25 protein-coding genes are annotated in these 24,549 nt (G+C 67.9%); 13 read left to right on the top strand and 12 right to left on the bottom strand.

Annotated features, from left to right (window positions below; all coding sequences use genetic code 11):
- The first annotated feature begins 42 nt into the window (after positions 1-42).
- Genes sigK through ACNO8X_RS11155 form a run of 3 tightly spaced genes read left to right on the top strand, consistent with a single transcriptional unit; the run spans position 43 to position 2,298 of the window.
- Positions 43-606, top strand: a complete 564-nt coding sequence (gene sigK, locus ACNO8X_RS11165; RefSeq protein WP_418005337.1) for an ECF RNA polymerase sigma factor SigK — start codon at positions 43-45, stop codon at positions 604-606.
- A complete protein-coding gene (locus ACNO8X_RS11160) occupies positions 599-1,345 on the top strand; it encodes an anti-sigma factor domain-containing protein (protein ID WP_418005336.1) in 747 nt (248 codons plus the stop codon). The genes sigK and ACNO8X_RS11160 overlap by 8 nt, the downstream gene beginning before the upstream one ends.
- A 2-nt stretch (positions 1,346-1,347) precedes the next feature.
- Entirely contained in the window at positions 1,348-2,298 is a 951-nt protein-coding gene (locus tag ACNO8X_RS11155; RefSeq protein WP_418005335.1) for an SDR family NAD(P)-dependent oxidoreductase, read from the top strand.
- Positions 2,299-2,323: 25 nt separating this feature from the next.
- Here ACNO8X_RS11155 and ACNO8X_RS11150 read toward each other — a convergent pair whose 3' ends face one another.
- The 5 genes from ACNO8X_RS11150 to ACNO8X_RS11130 form a co-directional block, all read right to left on the bottom strand.
- The gene (locus tag ACNO8X_RS11150) at positions 2,324-2,749 is read right to left on the bottom strand and encodes an SRPBCC family protein (protein WP_418005334.1); all 426 of its coding nucleotides are present in this window, start codon (positions 2,747-2,749) and stop codon (positions 2,324-2,326) included.
- The gene (locus tag ACNO8X_RS11145; RefSeq protein WP_418005333.1) at positions 2,746-4,104 is read right to left on the bottom strand and encodes a TIGR01777 family oxidoreductase; all 1,359 of its coding nucleotides are present in this window, start codon (positions 4,102-4,104) and stop codon (positions 2,746-2,748) included. Before ACNO8X_RS11145 ends, ACNO8X_RS11150 begins: the two co-directional genes overlap by 4 nt.
- A 97-nt stretch (positions 4,105-4,201) precedes the next feature.
- Positions 4,202-4,960 (bottom strand): DUF4333 domain-containing protein, encoded by a 759-nt coding sequence (locus ACNO8X_RS11140; protein ID WP_418005332.1) that lies wholly within the window; start codon positions 4,958-4,960, stop codon positions 4,202-4,204.
- Positions 4,961-4,978: 18 nt separating this feature from the next.
- On the bottom strand, positions 4,979-5,959 hold the full coding sequence (locus tag ACNO8X_RS11135; RefSeq protein ID WP_418005331.1) for an NAD-dependent epimerase/dehydratase family protein: 981 nt from the start codon (positions 5,957-5,959) through the stop codon (positions 4,979-4,981).
- Positions 5,952-7,295 carry a nucleotide sugar dehydrogenase gene (locus tag ACNO8X_RS11130; protein WP_418005330.1) on the bottom strand — a complete coding sequence of 448 codons (1,344 nt, stop codon included), beginning with the start codon at positions 7,293-7,295 and terminating at the stop codon, positions 5,952-5,954. The genes ACNO8X_RS11135 and ACNO8X_RS11130 overlap by 8 nt, the downstream gene beginning before the upstream one ends.
- 123 nt (positions 7,296-7,418) lie before the next feature.
- On the opposite strand from ACNO8X_RS11130, the gene ACNO8X_RS11125 reads away from it, so the two are divergent.
- Positions 7,419-8,315, top strand: coding sequence for a sulfurtransferase (locus ACNO8X_RS11125; protein WP_418005329.1), 897 nt, complete (start codon positions 7,419-7,421; stop codon positions 8,313-8,315).
- On the top strand, positions 8,312-8,728 hold the full coding sequence (locus tag ACNO8X_RS11120) for a SufE family protein (RefSeq protein ID WP_418005328.1): 417 nt from the start codon (positions 8,312-8,314) through the stop codon (positions 8,726-8,728). The genes ACNO8X_RS11125 and ACNO8X_RS11120 overlap by 4 nt, the downstream gene beginning before the upstream one ends.
- Before the next feature lie 12 nt (positions 8,729-8,740).
- On the opposite strand, the gene ACNO8X_RS11115 is transcribed toward ACNO8X_RS11120, so the two are convergent.
- Positions 8,741-9,343 carry an acyltransferase gene (locus tag ACNO8X_RS11115; RefSeq protein WP_418005856.1) on the bottom strand — a complete coding sequence of 201 codons (603 nt, stop codon included), beginning with the start codon at positions 9,341-9,343 and terminating at the stop codon, positions 8,741-8,743.
- A 310-nt stretch (positions 9,344-9,653) separates the two neighbouring features.
- Between ACNO8X_RS11115 and ACNO8X_RS11110 the strand changes: the two genes are divergently transcribed.
- Positions 9,654-11,453 carry an acetyl/propionyl/methylcrotonyl-CoA carboxylase subunit alpha gene (locus ACNO8X_RS11110; protein WP_418005327.1) on the top strand — a complete coding sequence of 600 codons (1,800 nt, stop codon included), beginning with the start codon at positions 9,654-9,656 and terminating at the stop codon, positions 11,451-11,453.
- A gap of 86 nt (positions 11,454-11,539) precedes the next feature.
- The gene (locus tag ACNO8X_RS11105; RefSeq protein WP_226519216.1) at positions 11,540-11,857 is read left to right on the top strand and encodes a hypothetical protein; all 318 of its coding nucleotides are present in this window, start codon (positions 11,540-11,542) and stop codon (positions 11,855-11,857) included.
- A 19-nt stretch (positions 11,858-11,876) separates the two neighbouring features.
- Here the strand turns inward: ACNO8X_RS11105 and ACNO8X_RS11100 are convergent, their stop codons facing one another.
- From ACNO8X_RS11100 to ACNO8X_RS11085, 4 genes are all read right to left on the bottom strand, one after another.
- Positions 11,877-12,242: a hypothetical protein gene (locus tag ACNO8X_RS11100; RefSeq protein WP_418005326.1), complete on the bottom strand. Its 366-nt coding sequence runs from the start codon at positions 12,240-12,242 to the stop codon at positions 11,877-11,879.
- A 38-nt stretch (positions 12,243-12,280) separates the two neighbouring features.
- The gene (locus tag ACNO8X_RS11095; protein ID WP_043392868.1) at positions 12,281-12,592 is read right to left on the bottom strand and encodes an ArsR/SmtB family transcription factor; all 312 of its coding nucleotides are present in this window, start codon (positions 12,590-12,592) and stop codon (positions 12,281-12,283) included.
- Positions 12,593-12,603: 11 nt separating this feature from the next.
- Positions 12,604-13,035 (bottom strand): SRPBCC domain-containing protein, encoded by a 432-nt coding sequence (locus tag ACNO8X_RS11090; protein ID WP_418005325.1) that lies wholly within the window; start codon positions 13,033-13,035, stop codon positions 12,604-12,606.
- Positions 13,036-13,248: 213 nt separating this feature from the next.
- Positions 13,249-13,533: a hypothetical protein gene (locus tag ACNO8X_RS11085; RefSeq protein WP_418005324.1), complete on the bottom strand. Its 285-nt coding sequence runs from the start codon at positions 13,531-13,533 to the stop codon at positions 13,249-13,251.
- A 156-nt stretch (positions 13,534-13,689) separates the two neighbouring features.
- Between ACNO8X_RS11085 and ACNO8X_RS11080 the strand changes: the two genes are divergently transcribed.
- Entirely contained in the window at positions 13,690-13,992 is a 303-nt protein-coding gene (locus ACNO8X_RS11080; RefSeq protein WP_418005323.1) for a hypothetical protein, read from the top strand.
- A 64-nt stretch (positions 13,993-14,056) separates the two neighbouring features.
- Positions 14,057-14,587 (top strand): restriction endonuclease, encoded by a 531-nt coding sequence (locus ACNO8X_RS11075; RefSeq protein WP_418005855.1) that lies wholly within the window; start codon positions 14,057-14,059, stop codon positions 14,585-14,587.
- Here the strand turns inward: ACNO8X_RS11075 and lat are convergent.
- Positions 14,573-15,904, bottom strand: coding sequence for an L-lysine 6-transaminase (lat, locus tag ACNO8X_RS11070; protein WP_418005322.1), 1,332 nt, complete (start codon positions 15,902-15,904; stop codon positions 14,573-14,575). The two genes, ACNO8X_RS11075 and lat, sit on opposite strands and share 15 nt — an antisense overlap.
- 49 nt (positions 15,905-15,953) lie before the next feature.
- Positions 15,954-16,412: an Lrp/AsnC family transcriptional regulator gene (locus tag ACNO8X_RS11065; protein ID WP_418005321.1), complete on the bottom strand. Its 459-nt coding sequence runs from the start codon at positions 16,410-16,412 to the stop codon at positions 15,954-15,956.
- 27 nt (positions 16,413-16,439) lie between these two features.
- Here ACNO8X_RS11065 and ACNO8X_RS11060 point away from each other — a divergent pair, with 27 nt between their 5' ends.
- The 4 genes from ACNO8X_RS11060 to ACNO8X_RS11045 all read left to right on the top strand — a co-directional run bounded on the left by ACNO8X_RS11060 (position 16,440) and on the right by ACNO8X_RS11045 (position 24,549).
- Entirely contained in the window at positions 16,440-17,642 is a 1,203-nt protein-coding gene (locus ACNO8X_RS11060) for a 2-oxoadipate dioxygenase/decarboxylase family protein (protein WP_418005320.1), read from the top strand.
- Positions 17,639-19,189, top strand: a complete 1,551-nt coding sequence (locus ACNO8X_RS11055; protein ID WP_418005319.1) for an aldehyde dehydrogenase family protein — start codon at positions 17,639-17,641, stop codon at positions 19,187-19,189. Before ACNO8X_RS11060 ends, ACNO8X_RS11055 begins: the two co-directional genes overlap by 4 nt.
- 26 nt (positions 19,190-19,215) lie before the next feature.
- Positions 19,216-20,010: an SDR family oxidoreductase gene (locus ACNO8X_RS11050; RefSeq protein ID WP_418005318.1), complete on the top strand. Its 795-nt coding sequence runs from the start codon at positions 19,216-19,218 to the stop codon at positions 20,008-20,010.
- Between the two features lie 66 nt (positions 20,011-20,076).
- Positions 20,077-24,549, top strand: a complete 4,473-nt coding sequence (locus ACNO8X_RS11045; RefSeq protein ID WP_418005854.1) for an ATP-dependent helicase — start codon at positions 20,077-20,079, stop codon at positions 24,547-24,549.

Genomic DNA, 24,549 nt, shown 5'->3' with positions numbered 1-24,549 from the left:
AGGACCGACACGGTTCCCGCCCGGCTGTGCGACGATTCCCGAATGGAGGCCGAGCCGGACCGCGCCGCACTCCTGGCCGCGATCGCCGACGGCGACGGCACAGCTTTCACCGAGTTCTACGACCTGACCTCCGCGCGGGTGTACGGCCTGGCCTACCGCGTCGTACGCAACCAGGTGCTGGCCGAGGACGTGGCACAGGAGGTGTTCCTCCAGGTGTGGACGTCGGCCGCGCGGCAATACGACCCGGCGCTGGCCAGCCCGATGGGCTGGCTGATGACACTGACCCATCGGCGAAGTGTCGATCGGGTTCGCTCCGAACAGTCGGCCGCGGACCGCAACCATGCCTACGGTGCATCGCAGCTCGGCAGAGAGCGCGACACCGTCGCCGACGAGGTGGGACAGCGACTCGACGAGCAAGAGGTCACCGACTGCCTCGGCGGCTTGACCCCCGTCCAGCGTGAGGCCATCGGCCTGGCGTACTACAGCGGCCACACCTACCGGGAAGTCGCCGAACACCTCGACGTCGCGCTCCCCACGATCAAGGCCCGCATCCGCGACGGACTGATCCGCCTGAAGAACTGCTTGGGGGTGGGCACCGATGCCTGACAGCTACACCGAAGACGAACAGCAACTGCTCGAGCTGGCGTACGTGTACGCGCTCGATGCCGTGTCCGAGGCCGAACGATCGGACATCGCCGGTCGCCTCGGCGTCTCCGCGCCGCACACCGCGCAGGAATTCGCCCGGATCGTCGGCGACGCTCAGGAGACCATGGCATTGGTCACCGCCGGCGACGCCCTGCCGCCATCCCCCGAGCTGCGCACGCGCATCCTGCAGGCAATCGGTATCCAGTCGGCAGACGACGGTTCAGATGAACTGGCGCTCAGGCGCGTTCGACAACGGCGGCTGATCCTCCGGGTGGTGGCAGCCGCCGCTGCGGTCTGCGCGATCGTCATCGGCACGACGGTGGTCGCCGAGCGATTCACGAATCACCCGGCGCAGCAGACGGTTTCGCAGGTGCTGGCCAACCCCGACATCCGCACGTTCTCTGCTGCGGTCGCCGGCGGCACCATCACGCTCAGCGCCTCACAACAGGCGAACGCCGTCGTTGTGGCCATGTCCAATGTGCCTGCGCCACCGGCAGGCCACGTCTATCAGATGTGGTTCATCCCGGCGTCCGGAGCACCGCGGTCCGCCGGCACCATGAGCGCGGACACCATGCCGCCGCCCGGCGGCGAGGTGATACCGGCGCTGAACTCGGCCGCCAAGGTGGCCGTGACCGTCGAGCCCGGAACCGGATCGAGCCAACCGACGAGCACACCGGTGGTCGTCGTCTCGCTGACCTGATCATGACTGCCGATGGATTGTTCGACCAGCTGCTGGACCGTACCGTGGTGCTCGGGTATTCGCGTGTGGGTTTGGCCCTGCGGCAACGGTTCTGGCCGGCGTCCGGCCTGCCGTCAGACGCACTCTCCGGCCGCACGGTGATGGTCACCGGCGCGAATTCGGGCATCGGCAAAGCCATTGCCACCCAACTCGCGGGGCTCGGCGCAACAGTGTTGATGACGGTGCGCGACCGGGCCCGCGGGGAGGCAGCGCGACGCGACGTGCTCGCCGCTGTGCCGGACGCCGACATCGTGGTCGAGGTGTGCGACGTATCGCACCTGGCCGCGGTCCGCACGTTCGCCGGCGACCTGTTACGCCGGCGTCCACGCCTGGACACGGTGATCCACAACGCCGGGGTGATGCCCCAACACCGGACCGAAAGCGCTGAAGGGCATGAGCTTTCGTTGGCCACCCAGGTGCTGGGTCCGATGTTGCTGACCGAGCTCCTGCTGCCCGCGCTGGCCGCGGCGCCAGACCCACGCGCCGTGCTCATGTCCTCCGGCGGCATGTACACCCAGCCGCTTCCGGTCGACGACATCGAATACCGGCAGGGGCACTACCGCGGCGCGACGGCCTATGCCCGCAGTAAGCGCATCCAGGTCGCGTTGACTCCACTGTTGGCGCAGCGCTGGTCCGGCGTGATGGTGGCCGCCATGCATCCCGGCTGGGCGGACACACCCGGCGTGGCTCAGTCGCTGCCCGGATTCCGTCGGCTGACGCGGCCGATCCTGCGTACCGCCGAGCAGGCCGCCGACACCGCGGTCTGGTTGACCGCGACCAAACCCACTCCAGTTTCCGGACAGTTCTGGCACGACCGCCGGATCCGTCCCACGCACTATCTGCCCACCACGCACTACGCCGATGCGGATCTGGATGAGGTATGGCGGTACTGCACCGCCGCCGTGGGCTTGTGACGACTTCGGTATCGCGGAATCAGATTCACGCCAATTCGCGGCGAAGGCCACGCGCCCCGTCGTCGAGTAGGTGCGCCACCGCCAGTTGGAGCAGCGGTTCGAGCCACCGCAGCCAACCCTGAAAGGCGAATCTGACCCGGTAGGTGATGCGGGTCCCGTCGGCGTGTGGACGCACCGTGATGGTGTCGCGAGCGATCAGATGTTGGTTGACCCCGCGCAGTTCGATCGACTGTCCGGGCGTCACGCTGGTCACTTCGTAGGTGATCTCCGATGTGCGGCCGGCGAATCGGGACGTGTTGAGGTAGCGGGTGCCCACGCCGCCGTCACCGCCGATGCATTCGGTGCGCACAGTGCCGGGGTCCCACTGCGTCGTGGTGGTGAAGTCCGCGAGGTAGGCGAACACGACATCCGCCGGCGCGTCGACCACCACTTGCCGCTGGGCGTCGATCATCGGACAGCCTTCCCCAGCTGGTGGCGCAGGCACTGTTCCAGGTCCGGTCGCCGGAATCGGTGCCCCGCCTCGATGAGCCGGCCGGGCACCACCCGCTGGCTCGCCATGGCCAGTTCGCGAGCGCCCTGCCGGCCGAGCAGCAATGCCGGGCCGGCTGCGGGCACCGGGACCACGGCCGGACGGTGCAGTACTCCGGCCAGGGACCGCGTGTAGTCGGCGTTGCGGACCGGTTGTGGTGCAACCGCATTGACCGGACCGGACAGCTCCGTGTCGACCAGAGCGCGGTGATACACATCGATCAGATCGTTGATGTCGATCCAGGACAACCATTGCCGCCCGCTACCCAGGGGGCCGCCCAGGCCGGCGGCGAACAGCGGCCGCATCAGCTGCAACGTGCCGCCACGCGGAGTCTGCACGATCCCGGTGCGTACGTTGACCACTCGCAGTCCGGCGGCGGCTGCCGGTGCGGTTGCCGCTTCCCACTCGGCGACGACCTCGGCCAGGAACCCGTCGCCCGGTCGCGCCGATTCGTCGAGACGCTCGTCGGCCCGGTCATCCCCGTACCAGCCGATCGCCGACGCGCTGACGAAGACTGCCGGCCCGTCCGTCGCGCGGGCGGCACACTCGGCCAGCCGCCGGGTCGGCTCAATTCTGCTGTCGCGCAACTTGTTCTTGTGCGCATCGGTGAACCGCCCGGCGATCGAGGCGCCCGCGAGGTGCACCACGGCATCGATGCCGTCGAGCAGACCTTCGGCGGGCGATTCGGGATTCCAGCGACGTTCGGTGTCGTCGCGCGGTTCGTGGCGCACCAGCCTGACCACCTGGTGGCCACCGGTGGACAGGAAGGCGGTCAGTGCGCTGCCGATCAGTCCCGACGCCCCGGTCACCGCCACCGACCCGGGCAGCTCACCGTGCTCACGCGCCCATCGGTGGGCGGCCAGATCGTCACCGAGCTGGCGATGCCGGTACCGGAACGTCGGCCGCAGCAGCGCACCGGGCACCGGTGTATCGACGCGGTCGGTGACTCGGGTACGCCCGTCGTCGACCGCGTCGAAACAGTGCTCGTGCCGCCAATGGCCGATCAGACCGGTTGGTAGCGAACGCAATCCACCCTGGCCGAGTTCGTCGACGAATCTGGCCGGCGGAGCGTAGCGATCAGGATTGTGTTGCGCACTCCAGCGCAACCCTCCGGGCAGCCCGAGTACCGCGCGCCCGTCAGCCAGCGATGTCGCTTCCGCGACCACACTCATCGGCTGCCACGGCGGCAGCAGCCGGTGGATGGCCCCCGGCCGCGCATGCCAGGCGAACACCTCTTCGCGCGGCGCGTCGACAACACTGCTGTACTCGATCCCCATGAAACCTCCGAGTCGATTCGGCCTCAGGTGAGATTCGGAGCCACCCGACCGGCGGATGGGTCCGTAGTACCCACGAGGAGGTTTCAGAAACGGTGAATCAGCTCACCGGCCTATAGCTGAACGACACCTTGCCGTCCGCGACGTCGGTGACCTTGAGGGTGTAGTCGCGGCTCTGCCCGCCGACGACCGCAGTGCACTTTTGGGTCGCCCCGACCTTGCTGTCCACATCTCCGGCGCACTTGACCGTGCTCGGGCTCTGGCCCAGTTGCGCCGCGAGGGAACTCTCCGCCACCGACTTCTCGAGCACCGGCGTCAGGCCGTAATTCATTGCAAGTCCTGACACTTCGCTCACGATGGCGGTGCGCCGGCTGGTGAAACCGTCATCGGTGATGTCGCACAAGGCCACCGCCCCCTGCTTGCCCTCGAGCCCCGACAGACACACCACGGAATCGGGTGCGGACTTGCGCGCCCGGGTCACCATGTCGGCCACAGCCGCCTCCAACTGGGGCTTGGAGACGGCAGGGGTCATCGAATAACTGACCTTGCCGCCGTCGACCCCCGACACCGTGATGGTCGGCTGAATACCGTAGGCCGGCGACATCGTGACATCGCAGCGTGTGCTCTGCCCGACCCGGGCGATGAGGCCGCGCTCGCAGATCACCGCCTGCGGCGGCTGGCTGGTGAAGGCGTCGTGGATCGCCCGCTCCAGTGCTGCCTTGTCCACCATCGGCAGCTGCGCCGACGGCTTGGCCTGGGTGGCTTCCTGGTCCGGGCGGGTCAGGCTGTAGACCAGCGCCGCCAGCCCGGTGAGGAGCAGCCCAGCGATGACGACCAGTGCCAAGATGCGCGCCCTCATGCCGCCATTCTGCCTGGGCTACATCAAGTCATTTGCGGGCACGTCATTTCGGTGCTCGCGGTACCACGCCACCGTGCGGGCCAGACCGTCGTCCAGCGCCACCTGCGGCGACCAGCCCAGCGCCCGCATCTTCGAGATGTCCGGGCACCGGCGCGGCGTGCCACCGGCCTGCAATTCGCCGGGCTTGATCTCGAGCTCGACCCCGACGGCCCGGCCGATCCGCGTCGCCAGCTCCCGGACGCTGAGTTCCTCGTCGCTGCCGATGTGGTAAACCTCGCGGTGCCCGCCCTTTTCGTACATCGTCAAGATGCCCTGCACGATGTCGTCGACGTAGCAGAACGAGCGTGTCTCGCTGCCGTCGCCCTGGATCGGGAAGACCGGGTCGCCGGCTTCCTGGCAGCCCAGCGCCCGCAGGATGAACTGCGGCTCGACGTGCTTCCACCCCATGTTGGGCCCAAACACGTTGTGCGGCCGGAAGACTTGCACCTGCCGGTAGTGGTCCTGCCCGTAGTTGAAGGCGATCAGCTCGCTGACGATCTTGCCGCCGCCGTAAGAGTACCGGGGATTGAGGCTGTCGGGCAGCATCAGCGGGATGGTCTCGGGCGTCGGGATGATCGCGGGTGTCTGGTAGACCTCGGCGGTCGAGGCGACGATGAGGTCCGGCACCCCCGCGGCGCGGCCGGCGTTGGTCACCGCGAGCGCGCCGCGCAGGCCGACGTCGAGCACCAGTTCCGGTTGCTTGTAGAAGTTCTCGGTGCCGTTGATGGCGGCCAGGTGCATGACGACCTCGGCGCCGGCGAACGCCTTCTCCAGCGCGTCCTGATCGCGGACGTCGCACGTGAAAAGCTCGACGTCCGAGGCGACTTCGGCGAATCGGCTCGCATCGCCGCGGACCATGGAGTCCACCACCGCGACCTGCCAACCGTCCCGGACCAGTCGCTTGACCAGGTAGGCACCGATGAATCCGCCACCACCGGTGACCACGACCCGCTTAGACACGCTCGACGACCTTTCCGCTGCGGCCCACGGCGAAGTAGCTGTCGCCCAGTTCGGTGGACGGTAGGTGGCTGTAGTGGTTCCAGTAGTCGAAGACGAAACCGTCGGGGCTGATGAACTCGCTGATGGTGCGCGGCGAGATGGTGCCCAGCGACGGGTGGTTGTTACCGAGGACGACGACGTCCGCGCCGCTCACCGCGTCACCGAACCGCTTGTAGATCGTGTGCCCCGGGAACGCTTCGGCCAGCACGTCATTCGGCGTGACAGGGTCGTAGACCCCGATCTCGGCATCCGGGTGCGCAGCCTTCAACTCGCTCAGCACCTTGATGGACATCGACCCGCGCAGGTCGCTGGTCTCGGGCTGGCCCTTGAACGCCATGCCCAGCAGGTTGATCTTCAGCGGCCCTTCGGCGCCCAGCTTCCGGCGCGCGATCTCGCTGCTGATGAAGCGCACCGTCTCGGCGGGCTGGCGCTCGTTGACCAGGCGGCCGGCGGCGGTGATGTCCAGCGTGACGCCGCGTTCGCGCACGCTCTCCATCAGGATGTGCGGGTCCTTCTCCAGGCACGGCCCGCCGACCAGACCCGGCAACGGGATGTTGGTGCGGTTGTATCCGAGCTTGCCCGCCGAGATCACCTCATAGGCGCTGACGCCGAATGCATCGCAGATCCGGGCGACTTCGTTGGCGAACGCGAACTGCACATCGCGGAACGTGTTGCTCACCAGCTTGATGATCTCGGCGGTCTCGATATCGGAGACCAACACGATCGAGCTGGTGAGCTTGCGGAACACCGCGGCGGCACGGTCGGCGACCGCCGGGTCGTCGGCGCCGACGATCTGCGGCAGCTCACGCAATTCCTGCAGCGCCTTGCCCTCCAGGGTGCGCTCGGGGCACATCGCGATGTCGAAGCTCTTGCCGCTGGCGGCCAGCTGCGGTGCCACCACGTCGCGGGTGGTGCCGACCTTGACCGTCGAACGCAGGATGACCAGCGCGCCGTCCTGCATGTTGCCGGCGATGTCGCGGGCCGCCGCCTCGATCATGTCGACGCGGGCCACGCCGTCCGCCGACAACGGGGTGCCGACGGTGATGATGTACGTGTCGCACGAGAAGCTGTCGTCAAATGCGGTGACGGCCTTCAGTTTCCCGAATCGGGTGACGCCCTCGAGGGCGTCGGGCAGGCCGGTCTCGGTGAAATGCGGCAAACCCTGATTGGTCATATCGACCAATTCCTGACGGGTCTCGATTCCGATTACGGAGTTTCCGGCTTCCGCGAGCACGGTGGCCAGCGTCAGCCCCACATATCCCAGGCCGATGATTCCGACGTCGTATTTCTCTGGCAAATCCTCAATCCCTCCAGTCAGCCCTGTGGGAGACGGCTGTTTTCATACCGCAGCGGCTCTCGCGCAAACAAGTTTCGACCTTACGGGTCTGCGGCGCATTTCGGGCCTAGGTACGCTCACAGTGTGCCGCTGCCCGCAGACCCGCATCCCGCTTTCTCCACCTATGCGCATCCCGATCGCCTGGTGACCGCCGACTGGCTGTCAGGCAACATCGGACGCCCCGGTTTGGTCATCGTCGAATCCGACGAAGACGTTCTGCTTTACGACACCGGCCACATCCCCGGTGCGGTGAAGATCGACTGGCATACCGACCTCAATGACCCGCATGTCCGCGATTACATCGACGGCGCCCAGTTCGCCGCGCTGATGGATCGCAAGGGCATCAGCCGGGACGACACTGTGGTGATCTACGGCGACAAGAGCAACTGGTGGGCGGCCTACGCGCTGTGGGTGTTCACCCTCTTCGGGCACCCCGATGTCCGCCTGCTCGACGGTGGCCGCGATCTGTGGATCACCAACGGCCGGGACACCACCTTGGACGTCCCGAGCAAGCCGACCACGGGCTACCCGGTGGTCGAGCGCAACGACGCTCCGATCCGCGCGTTCAAGAATGACGTCCTCGCCATCCTCGGCAAAGAGCCGCTGATCGACGTGCGCTCGCCGCAGGAGTACACCGGCGAGCGCACGCACATGCCCGACTATCCGGAGGAGGGTGCGCTGCGCGGCGGCCACATCCCCACCGCGCGGTCCATCCCGTGGGCAAAGGCCGTCGACGACAGTGGCCGCTTCCGCAGCCGCGCCGAACTCGACGAGCTGTACGGCTTCATCTCCCCCGACGACAAGGCCGTCGCCTACTGCCGCATCGGCGAGCGCTCCAGCCACACCTGGTTCGTCCTGACACATCTGATCGGCCTGCCTGCCGTCCGCAACTACGACGGTTCGTGGACCGAATGGGGCAACGCAGTGCGGGTGCCGGTGGCTGTTGGTGAGGAACCGGGGCCGGCGCCGGGCCCGGCATGACCGTGCCCGCGGCCCTGGCCGAGGTGGTGTCGGATTTCGCCGACGTCCAGGGGCAGGACAAACTGGCGCTGCTGCTGGAGTTCGCCGGTGAGTTGCCGGCACTCCCGGCGTTCCTCGAAGAAGCCGCGATGGAGCCGGTGCCGGAGTGCCAGTCGCCGTTGTTCCTGCATGTCGATGCGCAGGACCCCGAGCACGTGCGGCTGTACTTCAGCGCGCCGGCCGAAGCACCGACGACGCGGGGTTTCGCGGCCATCCTCGCAGCCGGTCTGGACGGCCTGCCGGCGTCCGACATCTTGGCGGTGCCCGACGATTTCTACGCGGACCTGGGGCTGGCCAAGCTGATCAGCCCGCTGCGCCTGCGGGGTATGTCAGCGATGCTGACGCGCATCAAGCGCCGCCTGCGCGACGCCTGACCCGGGTACGGCTCAGAAGAACGGCAGCTTGAACTTGCCGCTGTAGTGCAGCGCGTCCGGGTTGCGCTGCCCGATGATCTTGCCGGGCACGCCGCCGACGATGCCGAACGGCGGCACCTCCTTGTTCACCACGGTGTGTGCGGCGACGACGGCGCCGCGACCGAGCAGGCACGGCAGGATCATGGCGCGGGTCGCGATCCACACGTGGTCGTCGATCACGATGGGGTCCGGCGGGTTGGGTGCCGGCACGAAGTTCGGGTGATTGATGTCGTGCCCGCCGGCGATGATGTGCGTGTCGCTGGCGATGACGACGTCGTTGCCGATCGCGATGCCCGCGCGTGCGTCCAGCAGGCAGCGGAAGCCGATCGAGACCCGGTCGCCGATCACCAGGTAGGGAATGGACCAGACGCTGGTGCCGCGGTTGATCGCGGTGTCCTTGCCGATCTTGGCCCCGAACAGCCGGAGATAGCCCAGCCGGATGAAGTGGAACGGGATGTGGGTGACGACCGAGCTGTAGAACAGGGCGGCGTAGGTGTCCCGGATGCGGTGCCACAGGGTCTCCCCGGGCAGCTCGTGCTTGAGGATGTTGCCGTCCTCGTCGGTCACCCACTGCATCTTCGGTGGGATGCGGACGTTCGGGTTGACCGCCCTTTTACGTGCGATCAATTCCGGGTCTGATGCCTGCGGCTCGACGAACAACGGTGTCCCCTTACTCGCGGCTCCCTGGCGGGACCGGTGCCGCATCAGTATTGCTCAAGCCGTCGGACGCGGCAGAAAGTGCCGGTGAAACCGGTCGATTCGGCGATTTCTAAGAAAATCTCCTAACGACCCGCTACCCGAATCGGGGATCCACCTGCATTGGCCTTACACTGCACCCGATACATTCTTAAAGACATTTCTTAGAGAACCGCCGTCAGGAGGCACTGTGGCCAACCACGCCAGTTCCAAGATCTCCAAGGTGCTAGTCGCCAACCGTGGAGAGATTGCCGTCCGGGTCATCCGGGCTGCCAAGGACGCCGGACTGGCCAGCGTCGCCGTTTACGCGGAGCCGGATGCCGATGCGCCGCACGTGCGGCTCGCCGACGAGGCCTTCGCGCTGGGCGGCCAGACCTCGGCCGAGTCGTACCTGGTCTTCGACAAGATTCTGGATGCCGCTGCCAAGTCGGGCGCCAACGCGATCCACCCGGGTTACGGCTTCCTTTCCGAGAACGCCGAGTTCGCCCAGGCCGTCCTCGACGCCGGCCTGATCTGGATCGGGCCCAGCCCGCAGTCGATCCGCGACCTCGGTGACAAGGTCACCGCGCGCCACATCGCCGCCAAGGCCAACGCTCCGCTGGTCCCCGGTACCGCGGATCCGGTCAAGGACGCCGACGAGATCCTGGCCTTCGCCAAGGAACACGGCCTGCCGATCGCCATCAAGGCCGCCTTCGGCGGTGGTGGCCGCGGTATGAAGGTCGCCCGCACCATCGAAGAAATCCCCGAGCTGTTCGACTCGGCCACCCGTGAGGCCGTCGCCGCCTTCGGCCGTGGCGAGTGCTTCGTCGAGCGTTACCTGGACAAGCCGCGCCACGTCGAGGCTCAGGTCATCGCCGACACGCACGGCAACGTCGTCGTCGCCGGTACCCGCGACTGCTCGCTGCAGCGCCGCTTCCAGAAGCTGGTCGAGGAGGCCCCCGCGCCGTTCCTGACCGACGCGCAGCGCAAGGAAATCCACGAGTCCGCCAAGCGCATCTGCAAGGAAGCCGGCTACTACGGCGCGGGCACCGTCGAGTACCTGGTCGGCCAGGACGGCCTGATCAGCTTCCTCGAGGTCAACACCCGTCTGCAGGTGGAACACCCGGTCACCGAGGAGACCGCAGGCGTCGACCTCGTGCTGCAGCAGTTCAAGATCGCCAACGGCGAGGCCCTGGACATCACCGAGGACCCGACCCCGCGCGGCCACTCGTTCGAGTTCCGGATCAACGGTGAGGACGCCGGTCGCGGCTTCCTGCCGGCCCCCGGCCCCGTCTCGAAGTTCGAGGCCCCGACCGGCCCCGGCGTCCGCATGGACTCGGGTGTCGAGACCGGTTCGGTCATCGGCGGTCAGTTCGACTCGATGCTGGCCAAGCTGATCGTCACCGGTGCCACCCGCGACGAGGCCCTGGCCCGCTCGCGTCGTGCGCTGGCGGAGTTCAACGTCGAGGGTCTGGCCACGGTCATCCCGTTCCACCGCGCCGTGGTCTCCGACCCGGCCTTCATCGGTGACGGCGAGAAGTTCGACGTGCACACCCGCTGGATCGAGACCGAGTGGGACAACACGGTCGAGCCGTTCACCGGTGGCGAGCCGCTGGACGACGAGGACGCCACCCCGCGCCAGAAGGTCGTCGTCGAGGTCGGTGGCCGTCGCGTCGAGGTGTCGCTGCCCGGTGACCTGGCCATCGGTGGTGGCGGCGGTGGCGCAGCCACCGGCGCGATCAAGAAGAAGCCGAAGCCGCGCAAGCGTGGCGCCGCCGGTGGCAAGGCCGCCTCGGGTGACTCCGTCACCGCGCCGATGCAGGGCACCGTCGTGAAGGTCGCCGTCGAGGAGGGCCAGCAGGTCTCCGCGGGTGACCTGATCGTGGTGCTGGAGGCCATGAAGATGGAGAACCCGGTGACGGCCCACAAGGACGGCACCGTGACCGGCCTGTCGGTCGAGGCCGGCGCCGCCATCACGCAGGGCACCGTCATCGCTGAGCTGAAGGACTAGTTCTTTCTTTCCGCCGAGCGGCCAGTTATCGCACGCATTTCCCTGAAATCCGTGCGATAGCTGGCCACTCGGCGGACTTTTTTCTTATGGAAGCCATCGAGATCAATGCCGGCGCCTGGTATCTGCGCGCCCTGCGCGCCGACGACCGGATGGACGACCGGCCGTCCCTGGCGGATTTGGGCGAGCACTCCCCCGATCACGTGGAAACCCGCGCGGCGCAATGGGAATCCGACACGTTGTACTCGTGGGCGGTGTGCGAGCCGACGACCGGCGAGCTGCTCGCCGAGATCACTCTGGACCCCGCCACGCGGGAGATTTCCGTCCGCACCCGCGCCGGGTTCGATGAAGCCGCCGCCACGGGGGTCGAGTCCGTGCGCCGCTTCGCCGCCGCGATGCTTGGCTAGGAAGTCGCGCCGAACAACCTCAAGCGAACAGCAGCACCGGCAGGCTCATCGTCAACACGATGGACATCAGCAGCAACAGGAACCATCCGGCGCCCTGCCAGGCCCACCAGACCTGATTGTCGCGCCAGGCCCGATAGGTTCGGACGAAGGCCCACACGCCGCTGCCGAACAGGACCAGCGGACCGGCCAGTGCCAGCACGGTTCGGTACGGCTTTGAATACACCCAGGTGCATGCCGTCGTATCAATCCCGTGGCAGTGCCGGACCCAGACGGCGGCCAGCACCATGAACCCGACCCCGAGGCTCCCCATCACCAGACCGAATCGCGCGGCCTCATGCACGCTGGGATCGTCGTCGCGGAACTGGTCAGTTGTCGGACTGAGCATCGATATCACCGCCAACCCCAGTATGCGCTCGCCCGACGCTAGGGCGCCAGCGGCCCCTCGGCAATCCGCTTGATCGCGGCCAGTCGCCGATCCCATTGCCTGCCAATGGTTTCCAGCTCGTTGCCCAGCGCGCTGAGCTTGGCACCCAGCGCCCGGTAGCGAATCTCCCTGCCCACTTTGACGGGCTCGACCAACCCCGCGTCGGCCAGCACCGTCAAATGCTTGGCGATGGCCTGCCGACTCACCGGCAACCGGCCCGCCAGTGCGCTCGCGGACAGGTCATCGGCCCCCAACTCGGTCAGGATCCGCCACCGGGTCTCGTCGGCGAGCACCGCCAACACCGCCGGCATGTGGGTGTCGGTCACACCGACACTCGCAGGTATTCCACCAGGTCGTCGAGTTCGGCCGCCCAGCCACCGGTGTTCTCGGCCTGCGCGGTCTGCGGGTCGGCCAGGTTCTCAAAGCCCGTCTCGCACAGGTCAAGTCGAGTGCCGCCCTCGATCTCGGTCAGCTCGAAGCGCACGACGGTGGAGTTCTCGGGAGTCGGATCGGCATCTGCCTCGCGGTGCGCCCACCGATAGACCAGGGTGTGTGGCGCGTCGGCGCTTTCGACCACGACCCGGAACTTGCCGTGGGCGTTCCAACCGAAGAACCCGGTGCCACCCGGGATCGCCTCGAGTTCCGCTTCGTCGCCGAACCATTGCGCGATGAGCTCGGCTTTCGTCAGCGCATCCCAGACGCGCTGGATCGGAGCGTTGATGTCGACGGTGCGGGTGATGTCAAGCGTGTCCATGATTCCCCTTCGAGCGATGTTGTGTGCAACTCAAGAGTTGCACAACCCTGCTCGTACTGCAACCCTCAGATTGCAGTTTGCGCAGCGCCGCGTTCGCGCAGCAGTATCAGCCCGACGGTGCCGAAAACCAGGTTGGCGGCGATCTCCAGGATCGCGGTCACCCACGAGAACGTCGTCACCCGCGCCCACGGCGGGGCATTGATGAAGCTGTCGCTAAAGAATTCCCCATTTCGGCAGCAGGTGTGCCGCAGTGAATCCCACCGCGCCGGCATAGCCGATCCCGACGGCAGCGAGCGGTGCCCACCTATTCCGCTTGAACACCAATGCGATCGTCACGGCCGCGAGGATCAGCTGCAATGTGCCGCCCACCATCACCGCCGGCGGAATGACGTCCATCCCCCGCCTCAGGTGATCGGCGCCGTGCAGCACCAGCGCGACCGCCAAAAAGCCTGCGGCCCAATCGAAATTACGTTGCCAATTCCTGGAATCACCAGTCATCCGGATCACCTCTACTACGGAGAGTAGTAGCCATGTCGAGTCGTGTAAAGACCTGATTGGTCTCCGCCCCGGACCGACGGCGTCTACACTCAGCAGTTGTCGAGGTACAACACAGCAAACACTCAAATCTGCGCCATCCACCCCCAGGAGTCCGCCATGACTTCCCCAGCGCGCATCATCGTTTCAATCCCAGCCGCCATCGCCTGCATTGCCGTGGCCGGTGCACCAATTGCCTCCGCTGATCGGAACGGCTACCTGGCCTGCATGAAAGAGGGAGTCAAGAGCTTCACCAGCTGCTGCATCGACAACGGTGGTGGCTATGCCTGGGACCCGGCGCACGAGCCGTATCCGCACTGCAGCTGGACGGCCAGCGTGTCACCGAATCAGGGCGACACCCCGCCGCCGACCAAGGCCCCGGTCACGGTGCCGCAGGCACCGGCGCCAGGCCGGTCCAGCTGACCTGCTTGCCCACCGGCACAGAGCATTTCGCCCGAAATCCGCGGGCTACGATTCTGGCGTGCGGATGAAACTCTTGGGCGCGGCAGGGCTGTTCGCCGGCGGCGCGGCGTATCTGCACGGCTGGACGTGGCCACCGGCGCTGGCCGTGGCCGTCGGCGTCCCGTTACTGCTCGCCGCCGTCCCGCACGTCGTCGCCGGAATGCGCACCCCGAGCCGCCGCGAGGACCCCGTGCACGACATGTCCGGCACCGAATTCGAGGACTACATCGCACGTATCGCCCGGTCCTGCGGCGTGCCCGTCATCATGACCGAGCTGTCCGGGGACTGGGGCGTCGATCTGATCGTCGGGACACGGCCCAATCGCCTTGCCATTCAATGCAAGAGATTGTCCCGGCCCGTGGGCCCCGGTGCCGTCCAGGAGGTGGTCGCCGGCGCTCCCATGCAGGACTGCGCGCACACCATGGTGGTCACCAACAACGATTTCACCGCAGCCGCACGGAAATTGGCCGAACTGCACGACTGCACCCTGGTCAGCGGCACCGAGCTGACTCGGCTCCGCGGGTTGATCCGGCAGCAGGTCCTAGAGCGTCCGTAGCACTTCCCGCACCGCCTGGACAGCTTCGTCGATCTCGACCCGCGACACTGTCAGCGCCGGGCGGAACCGCACCGAGTCGACGCCACTGGCCAGCAGGATGACATGTCGCTCCCAGAGCCGCCGGATCGCCTCATCACGCTGCACGGCCGACGGCATGCTGAACGCGCACATCAGCCCGCGCCCGCGCGGGTCGAGTACCAGATCAGGAAATTCGCTTGCCAGACAACGCAGCTGGCCGACCAGGTACCACCCCATCCGCACGGCGTTCCCGATCAGCCCGTCGGCTTCGATGACCTCGAGGATGCGGCGGGCCCGCACCATGTCGGTGAGGTTGCCACCCCAGGTGGAGTTGATCCGCGAGCTGACCCGGAAGACGTTGTCGGCGATGTCGTCCACGCGGCCGCCCGCCATCACGCCGCACACCTGAGCCTTCTTGCCGAAGGCCACCACGTCGGGCGTGACGCCCAATTGCTGGTAGGCCCAGGGGGTTCCGGTCATCCCGACGCCCGTCTGCACCTCGTCGAAGATCAACAGCGCGTCGTACTCGACGCACAAATCCCGCATTGCGGCGAAGAACTCGGCCCGCAGGTGCCGGTCACCACCTTCGCCCTGGATGGGCTCGGCGATGAAGCAGGCGATGTCGTGCGGGTACGCCTCGAAAGCCGCCCGGGCCTGCCGCAGCGATTCCCTTTCCAGTGCAACGATATCCACGCCCGGGGCCACCACCGGCGCATCGATACGCGGCCAGTCGAACTTCGGGAAGCGGGCCACCTTGTTGGGGTCGGTGTTGGTCAGCGACATGGTGTAACCGCTGCGGCCGTGGAAGGCGCCGCGCAGGTGCAGCACCCGAGTGCCCAGCGCCGGGTCGATCCCGCGCGATTCGTTGAGCCGGCTCTTCCAGTCGAATGCGACCTTGAGCGCGTTCTCCACCGCCAGCGCACCGCCGTCGACGAAGAACAGGTGCGGCAGCGCCGGGTCACCCAGCACGCGCGCGAACGTCTGCACGAAGCGCGCCATCGGCACGGAGTACACATCCGAGTTGCTCGGCTTGTTCACCGCCGCCTGCGCCAGTTCGGCACGGAAGGCCGAGTCGGTCAGCGCCGGATGGTTCATCCCCAGCGCCGACGACGCGAAGAACGTGAACATGTCGAGGTACCGGCTGCCGTCACGCGCGTCGACGAGATAAGAGCCACCGGACCGGTCGAGATCGAGGACGAGGTCCAAACCGTCGGTCAGGATGCTGCGCCCCAGTACGTCACGGACGTCACGCGCGCTGCCGGCCGACAGCCCGTCAGAAGAAGTCAGAACAGCGGTCATGCCGCCATCCTAACGCAATATTTACAGTTTGCGCGACCCTAAACAGGAACTATTCCGGTAGCGACACTTGATCATCGTAAAAAGTCTGTAAGATGATGGTGCTTCGCGTGCGAACGTTGGCGACGGTCCGGATCCGCTGCAGCAGGCCTTCCAGCGCCCGCGCCGAGGCAACACGCACCACCAGCACGTAGCTCTCCTCACCGGCCACCGAATGGCAGGACTCGATTTCGGGGAAGTGCTGCAGCCGCGCCGGGGCATCATCGGGTTGGGAAGGATCGAGTGGGGTGATCGCAACGAACGCAGACAGCATGTGGCCGACGGCCTCGGGGTTGATCCGCGCGGTGTACCCGATGATCACGCCGCGAGATTCCAGCCTGCGCACCCGTGACTGCACCGCCGACACCGACAGGCCCGCCGCCGTCGCCAGGTGCGCCAGCGTCGTCCGGCCGTCGGCTATCAGCTCCCGCACCAGGATTCGATCGACGTCGTCAAGCTCCGCTTCGGCCATGGCCGGAGATTACCCCCAGGCGCAGCCATGACGGTTCAGACGTGGGAGCTGCGCGCCGCGTTCGCCGCTGCGCTGTCGCGGATGTACGGCGCCGAAGTACCGGCCTACACCACCCTCGTGGACGTCAGCACGGCCGTGAACCGGGACTGCGTCACCGACGGCCGGCTCGGTTCTCTCGACCGGGTCACTGCGGAACGGCACGGCGCGATCCGGGTCGGCAGCCGGGCCGAACTCGCCGACGTCGCAGACCTTTTCGCGGCTTTCGGCATGTACCCGGTCGGCTTCTACGACCTGCGCGAGGCCGCCTCGCCCGTGCCAGTGGTCTCCACCGCGTTCCGCCCCATCGAGGCAGACGAGCTGGACCGCAACCCGTTTCGGGTCTTCACCTCGATGCTGGCCACCGAGGACGCCCGCTTCTTCGCCCACGACCTGCGGACGCGCGTACAACGGTTCGTCGGGCAGCGTCAGCTGTTCGACCCGGCATTGATCGCGCAGGCCCGCCGCATCGCCGTCGACGGCTGCCCGACGGCCGATGCCGGCGAGTTCGTCCGCCGCTGCGCCGCGGCGTTCTCGTTGTCCCACACACCGATCGACCAGGCCTGGTACGACGAGCTCAGCGACATCTCCGCCGTCGCCGCAGACATCGCCGGTGTCAGCACCACCCACATCAATCACCTGACGCCGCGCGTGCTCGACATCGATGAGCTGTACCGCCGGATGACGGCCCTCGGTATCACCATGATCGATGCGATCCAGGGGCCGCCCCGCACCGACGGACCGCCGGTCCTGTTGCGGCAGACGTCGTTTCGGGCCCTGGCCGAGCCGCGTACGTTCCGTGCCCCGGACGGCACCGTGTTCGACGGGAGTCTGCGGGTGCGCTTCGGCGAGGTCGAGGCACGCGGGGTGGCGCTGACCCGCGCGGGCCGGGAGCGCTACGACGCCGCCATGGCCGACCGCGAACACTGGGACCGGTACTTCCCGGCCACCGACGCCGAGATGGCGGCTCAGGGCCTGGCCTACTACCGCGCCGGCGATCCCGCGAAACCCGTTGTCTACGAGGACTTCCTACCGGCGTCCGCGGCAGGCATCTTCCGCTCGAATCTCGACAGCGAGACGCGAGCCAGCGACGCGGTCGCCGACCCCGCCCACTACAGCCTCGACTGGATGGCCGGCGCCATCGGCCATCACATCCATGACCCTTACGACCTCTACGAGAAAGCGGCATCATGACTCCCCTTCAGCCCCAAGTGCAGACTCTCCTACCCACCGCCGATCAGCTCCGGGACCGCGTGCGAACCGCGCTACAGGCCGTGGGAGCGCACGTCGCCCTGGGCGAACCCGGCGCCCAGGGCTTGCACGCCAGCACGCCCATCACCGGTGAGGTCCTGTTCACCATCACGGAGAGCACGCGCGACGAGACGGATGCCGCGATCGCCGAAGCGGCACAGGCCTTCTCCACGTGGCGCACCACCCCGGCACCGGTGCGCGGCGCGCTCGTGGCCCGCCTGGGCGAGCTGCTCATCGAGCACAAGGCCGATCTGGGCACCCTGGTGACCATCGAGGCCGGCAAGATCACCTCTGAAGCCCTCGGCGAGGTGCAGGAGATGATCGACGTCTGCCAGTTCGCGGTCGGCCTGTCCCGACAGCTCTACGGCAAGACGATCGCCTCCGAACGCCCCGGGCACCGGCTCATGGAGAACTGGCATCCGCTCGGGGTCGTCGGCGTCATCACCGCGTTCAACTTCCCCGTTGCCGTGTGGGCCTGGAACACCGCCATCGCATTGGTGTGCGGCGACACCGTGGTGTGGAAGCCCTCCGAGCTGACCCCGCTGACCGCCATCGCCTGTCAGGCGCTGCTGGAGCGCGCCGCGGCCGATGTCGGGGCGCCCGACGCGGTGTCGCGGTTGGTATTGGGCGGCCGCGAGATCGGCGAGCAGTTGGTCGACGATCCCCGCGTCGCGCTGCTGAGTGCGACGGGCTCGGTGCGGATGGGTCAGCAGATCGGCCCGCGCGTGGCCCAGCGATTCGGGAAGGTGCTGTTGGAGCTCGGCGGCAACAACGCGACCATCGTCACGCCGTCGGCTGACCTGGACCTGGCGGTGCGGGGCATCGTGTTCGCCGCGGCCGGCACCGCCGGCCAGCGGTGCACCACGCTGCGCAGGGTCATCGCCCACCGCAGCGTGGCCGACACGTTGGTGCAGCGCATCGTCACCGCGTACCAGAGCCTTCCGGTGGGCGACCCTTCCGCCGACCGCACGCTGATCGGGCCGCTGATCCATGAGCGGTCCTACCGCGACATGGTGGGCGCGCTGGAGCAGGCCCGCGCCGAAGGCGGCGAGGTCACCGGTGGCGAGCGGGTGCAACTGCACCCCAGCTCCTACTACGTCACACCGGCGGTGGTCAGGATGCCCGGGCAGACGGCCATCGTGCACCAGGAGACGTTCGCGCCCATCCTGTACGTGCTGACCTACGACACCCTCGAAGAAGCCATCGCCCTCAACAATGCGGTGCCGCAGGGCCTTTCGTCGGCGATCTTCACGACCGACATCCGGGAGGCCGAGCGGTTCATGGCCGCCGACGGGTCCGATTGCGGCATCGCCAACGTCAACATCGGTACCTCGGGCGCGGAGATCGGCGGGGCGTTCGGCGGCGAGAAGCAGACAGGCGGCGGTCGCGAATCCGGCTCGGATTCCTGGCAGGCCTACATGCGCCGGGCCACCAACACCGTCAACTACTCGTCCGATCTGCCCCTGGCTCAAGGAGTTCAGTTCGGCTGAGCCCACGATGCGGTAGACATGAGCCCGTGAAGATCGAAGGTGCGGTGGCCGTGGTCACCGGGGCAGGCTCGGGCATCGGCAGGTCCATCGCGACGGCGCTGGCCGCCGCGGGTGCATCCGTGGTGGCCGGCGATATCAACGCCGAAGCCGCCGCCGATACGGCCGCGGGCTTCGGGGGTGTCGGCGTCGGCGCCGACGCGTCGTCGGTGGCTGGCATCGCCGCGCTGCTCGACGCGGCCCGCGAGGCGTACGGGCCGGTGGACATCTACGTCGCCAACGCCGGTATCACCGGGGAACCGGGACTGGGCGACGACGAAGCCGCCTGGGACCGCATCATCGACATCAACCTGCGCGCGCACATCCGCGCCGCCAAAGCTGTTGTGCCCGAATGGGTTGAGCGCGGCACCGGACATTTCGTCGCCGTGGCTTCGGCCGCCGGCCTGCTCACCCAACTCGGCGCGGCCGGGTACAGCGTGACCAAGCACGCCGCGGTCGGCTTCGCGGAGTGGCTGACCATCACGTACGGCGACCAGGGCATCGGCGTGAGCTGCGTCTGCCCGATGGGCGTGGACACCCCGCTGCTGCGCGGGATGACCGACTCCCCCGACGCCGCGATTCGGGTCGCCGGCAACGCCGTCACCCACGCCGGCAACGTCGTCGGGCCCGATGACGTTGCCGCGCTGGTGGTCCAGGCGATCGAGGACGGCACGTTCCTGGTCCTGCCGCACCCCGAGGTGCTGGAGATGTACCGGCACAAGGGCGCCGATTGCGACCGCTGGATCGCCGGCATGCGCCGATATCAGCGCACCCTGAACCAGTGATTCAGGCGGACGGCGCAACGTGTCGTACCCACCAGGCAGTATGGAGCCGTGGCACCCATCGACCCGATGGCCCGGTTCAGTGACCTGACCCGGGAGTGGTTCTCGGCTGCCTTCAGCACGCCCACCCCGGCTCAGGCGCAGGCCTGGCAAGCCATTGCCGACGGGCACAACACACTGGTCATCGCCCCCACCGGGTCCGGCAAGACGCTGGCGGCGTTCCTCTGGGCGATCGACCAGCTGGCGCAGGAGCCCGACGGCAAGGGCACCCGCGTGCTGTACGTCTCGCCGTTGAAGGCCCTCGCGGTCGACGTCGAACGCAACCTGTCCACGCCGCTCACCGGCATCACACGGGTGGCCGAGCGCCTGGGCACGCCGGCGCCCAAGATCACCGTGGGTGTGCGGTCGGGCGACACCTCCCCGGCGCAGCGCCGCCAGCTGATCGCCAAACCGCCGGACATCCTGATCACCACACCCGAGTCGCTGTTCCTCATGTTGACGTCGGCGGCCCGCGAGACGCTGGCGACGGTGCGTACCGTCATCGTCGACGAGGTGCACGCGGTCGCGGCCACCAAACGTGGTGCACACCTGGCGCTTTCGCTGGAGCGGCTGGACCAGCTGACCGCGGCGCCGGCGCAGCGGATCGGCCTGTCCGCCACCGTCAAACCACCCGAGGAGGTGGCCCGTTTCCTGTCGGGCGCAGCCCCCACCACCATCGTCAAACCACCGGCCGCCAAGACCTTCGACCTCACCGTCGAGGTTCCGGTGCCCGACATGGCCAACCTCGACGGCGGCACCATCTGGCCCGATGTCGAGGAACGCATCGTCGACCTCATCGAGTCGCACAATTCATCCCTGGTGTTCACCAACTCCCGGCGGCTGGCCGAACGGCTCACCGCGCGGCTCAACGAGATTCACGCCGCCCGCTCCGGCATCGAGCTGCCCAACGAACGCAACCCGCAGATCGGTGGCGGCGCGCCCGCCACCATCATGGCCAGCGGCCAGACCTTCGGCGCACCGAGTCTGCTCGCCAAGGCTCACCACGGATCGGTCAGCAAGGAGGCCCGCGCCCAGGTCGAAGACGACCTCAAGAGCGGCCGACTCAAAGCCGTGGTGGCCACCTCGAGCCTCGAACTCGGCATCGACATGGGTGCGGTCGATCTGGTCATCCAGGTCGAAGCGCCACCGTCGGTGGCCAGCGGCCTGCAGCGCATCGGCCGCGCCGGTCACCAGGTCGGCGAGATCTCCGAGGGCGTGCTGCTGCCCAAGCACCGGATCGACCTGATCAACTGCGCGGTCACCGTGCAGCGGATGCGCGCCGGCGAGATCGAAACCCTGCAGGTACCCACCAATCCCCTCGACGTGCTGGCCCAGCACACCGTCGCGGCAGCCGCTCTCGAGCCGCTCGACGCCGACCGGTGGTTCGACGCCGTCCGCCGCAGCGCGCCGTTCGCCGCGTTGCCGCGCAGCGCCTTCGAAGCGACAATGGATCTGCTGGCCGGCAAGTACCCGTCCACCGAGTTCGCGGAGCTACGGCCGCGGCTGGTCTACGACCGCGACACCGGAACCCTGACCGCTCGCCCCGGCGCGCAGCGACTGGCCGTCACCTCCGGCGGCGCGATCCCGGACCGCGGCATGTTCACCGTCTACCTGGCCACCGGCGACGAAAAGCCCTCGCGGGTAGGCGAACTCGATGAGGAGATGGTCTACGAGTCGCGCCCTGGCGACGTCATCTCCCTGGGTGCCACCAGCTGGCGGATCACCGAGATCACCCATGACCGGGTACTGGTCCTGCCCGCACCCGGCCAGCCCGCGCGGTTGCCGTTCTGGCGCGGCGACGCCGTCGGCCGTCCCGCCGAGCTGGGTGCCGCTATCGGTGCCTTCACCGGGAAACTGGCCGGACTGTCGCGCGCCGACTTCGACGAGTACTGCAGCACAATGGGTTTCAACGGCTACGCCACAGACAATCTGTGGCAACTGCTGGACGAGCAGCGACAGGCCACCGGCACCGTACCGACCGACACCACCTTCGTGGTGGAACGGTTCCGCGATGAGCTCGGCGATTGGCGGATCGTCCTGCATTCCCCCTACGGGCTGCGGGTACACGGGCCGCTGGCGCTGGCCGTCGGCCGCCGGATCATGGAGCGGTACGGCATCGACGAGAAGCCCACCGCATCCGACGACGGCATCGTGCTGCGGCTGCCCGACACCGGGGAAACCCCGCCCGGCGCAGACATTTTCGTGTTCGACGCCGACGAGATCGAGTCCATCGTCACGGCCGAGGTCGGCGGGTCGGCGCTGTTCGCCTCCCGCTTCCGCGAGTGTGCCGCACGGGCGCTGCTGCTGCCGCGGCGTCATCCCGGCAAGCGGTCGCCGCTGTGGCATCAGCGGCAGCGGGCCGCCCAGCTGCTGGACATCGCGCGCAAATACCCGGATTTCCCGATCGTGCTGGAGACCGTGCGGGAATGCCTGCAGGACGTCTACGACGTCCCGATGCTCACCGAGTTGATGCGACGCGTCGCGCAGCGCCAGATCCGGATGCTCGACGTGCAGACCGCCACCCCGTCACCGTTCGCCGCGTCGTTGTTGTTCGGCTACGTCGGCGCGTTCATGTACGAAGGCGACAGCCCGCTCGCCGAACGCCGCGCTGCCGCACTGTCTTTGGATGCCACCCTGCTGGCCGAGCTGCTGGGCCGGGTGGAACTGCGCGAGCTGCTCGAACCCGACGTGGTGGCAGCCACCATCAGGCAGCTACAGCACCTGGCCGAGGACCGGGCGGCCCGCGACGCCGAGGGCATCGCCGACCTCCTGCGGCTGCTCGGACCGCTGAGCACCGAGGAACTCCGGCAGCGTTGCACCGCAAGTGATGTCGAGGCCTGGTGCGCCACCCTGCAAGCCGCCAAACGCGCGATCGCGGTGACCTTCGCCGGGCAGAGCTGGTGGGCCGCGGTCGAAGACATGGGACTGCTGCGCGACGGCCTCGGGGTCGCGGTGCCGGTCGGCGTGCCGGCCAGTTTCACCGCTGCCGTGTCCGATCCGCTCGGCGAACTGCTCGGCCGCTACGCCCGGACCAACGGGCCGTTCACCACGACTCAGGCGGCCGCCAGGTTCGGCCTGGGCCACCGGGTGACGGCCGATGCCCTGAGCCGGATGGTGTTGGACGGCAAGCTCATTCGTGGTGAGTTCACCGACATTCCGGACAGCGTCGATCAACAGTGGTGTGACACCACGGTGCTGAAGATTCTGCGGCGCCGGTCGCTGGCCGCGCTGCGGGCCCAGATCGAACCGGTCAGCACGGCCGCATACGCGCGGTTCCTGCCCGCCTGGCAGCAGTTCGGCGACGCCCGCGGCATCGACGGCCTGGCATCGGTCATCGAACAGCTTGCCGGCGTGCCGATTCCGGCGTCGGCGGTCGAGCCGCTCGTGTTCGGTCAGCGCGTGTCGGACTACCAACCGGCGATGCTCGACGAACTGCTGGCCTCCGGTGAGGTCACCTGGTCGGGGGCGGGACAGATCGCCGGCAGCGACGGGTGGGTCGTCTTCCATCGGGCCGACACCGCGCCGCTGTCCCTGGCGCCCGGTACGGAGATCGAATTCACCGACACGCATCGCGAGCTGCTCGACACCCTGGGTAACGGTGGCGCGTACTTCTTCCGGCAACTGGCGCCCGAAGACAGCACCGACGCGAAACAGGCGCTGTGGGAACTGATCTGGGCCGGCTGGATCACCGGCGACACCTTCGCCCCAATACGTGCGCTCCTGGGCAACGCGGGGCGCAAACCCGGCGGCGCGCATCGCCAGCGGCAGCAGCGCCCGCCACGGCTCAGTCGCTACAGCGTCGCCCGGCCGCAGGCCCGCACCGTCGACCCGACCGTCGCCGGCCGGTGGTCGGCACTGCCACCCGCCGAACCGGAATCCACCATGCGGGCACACTTTCAGGCCGAGCTGCTGCTGAACCGCTACGGCGTCGTCACTCGCGGCGCCGCCGACGGCCTGTCCGGCGGCTTCGCCTCGTTGTACAAAGTGCTCACCGCCTTCGAGGAAGCGGGTCGCTGCCAGCGCGGGTATTTCATCGAATCGCTTGGCGGCGCGCAGTTCGCCGTGGCCTCGACCGTGGACCGGCTGCGTAACTATCTCGACAACGTCGACCAGAGCAGCCCTGACTACACCGCCATCGTGCTGGCCGCCACCGATCCCGCAAACCCCTACGGCGTCGCGCTCCCGTGGCCCGAGGTGGCCGGGCATCGGCCAGGTCGCAAGGCGGGCGCGCTGGTGGCATTGGTCGACGGCGAGTTGGTGTGGTTCCTGGAACGCGGCGGAAAGTCGTTGTTGTCGTTCGACGCGACCCCGGATCAACAACGTGCGGCGGCCGGCGCGCTGGCGGACCTGGTGAGTGCGGGGCGCTTGCAGTCGCTGCTGATCGAAAAGGTCAACGGGGAGCCGGTATTGGCCCCTACCCCCGACGCCGAGCAGGCGCAGGTGCACGCGGCGCTCGCGGGCGCCGGTTTCTCCCGCACTCCGCGTGGGCTGCGGCTGCGCTAG

Origin of the sequence: Mycobacterium sp. PDNC021, from assembly GCF_048282635.1 — a bacterium.
Lineage (GTDB): Bacteria > Actinomycetota > Actinomycetes > Mycobacteriales > Mycobacteriaceae > Mycobacterium > Mycobacterium llatzerense.
The sequence above is the reverse complement of the archived record's forward strand: the minus strand, read 5'-3'. Positions and strand labels throughout refer to the sequence as shown.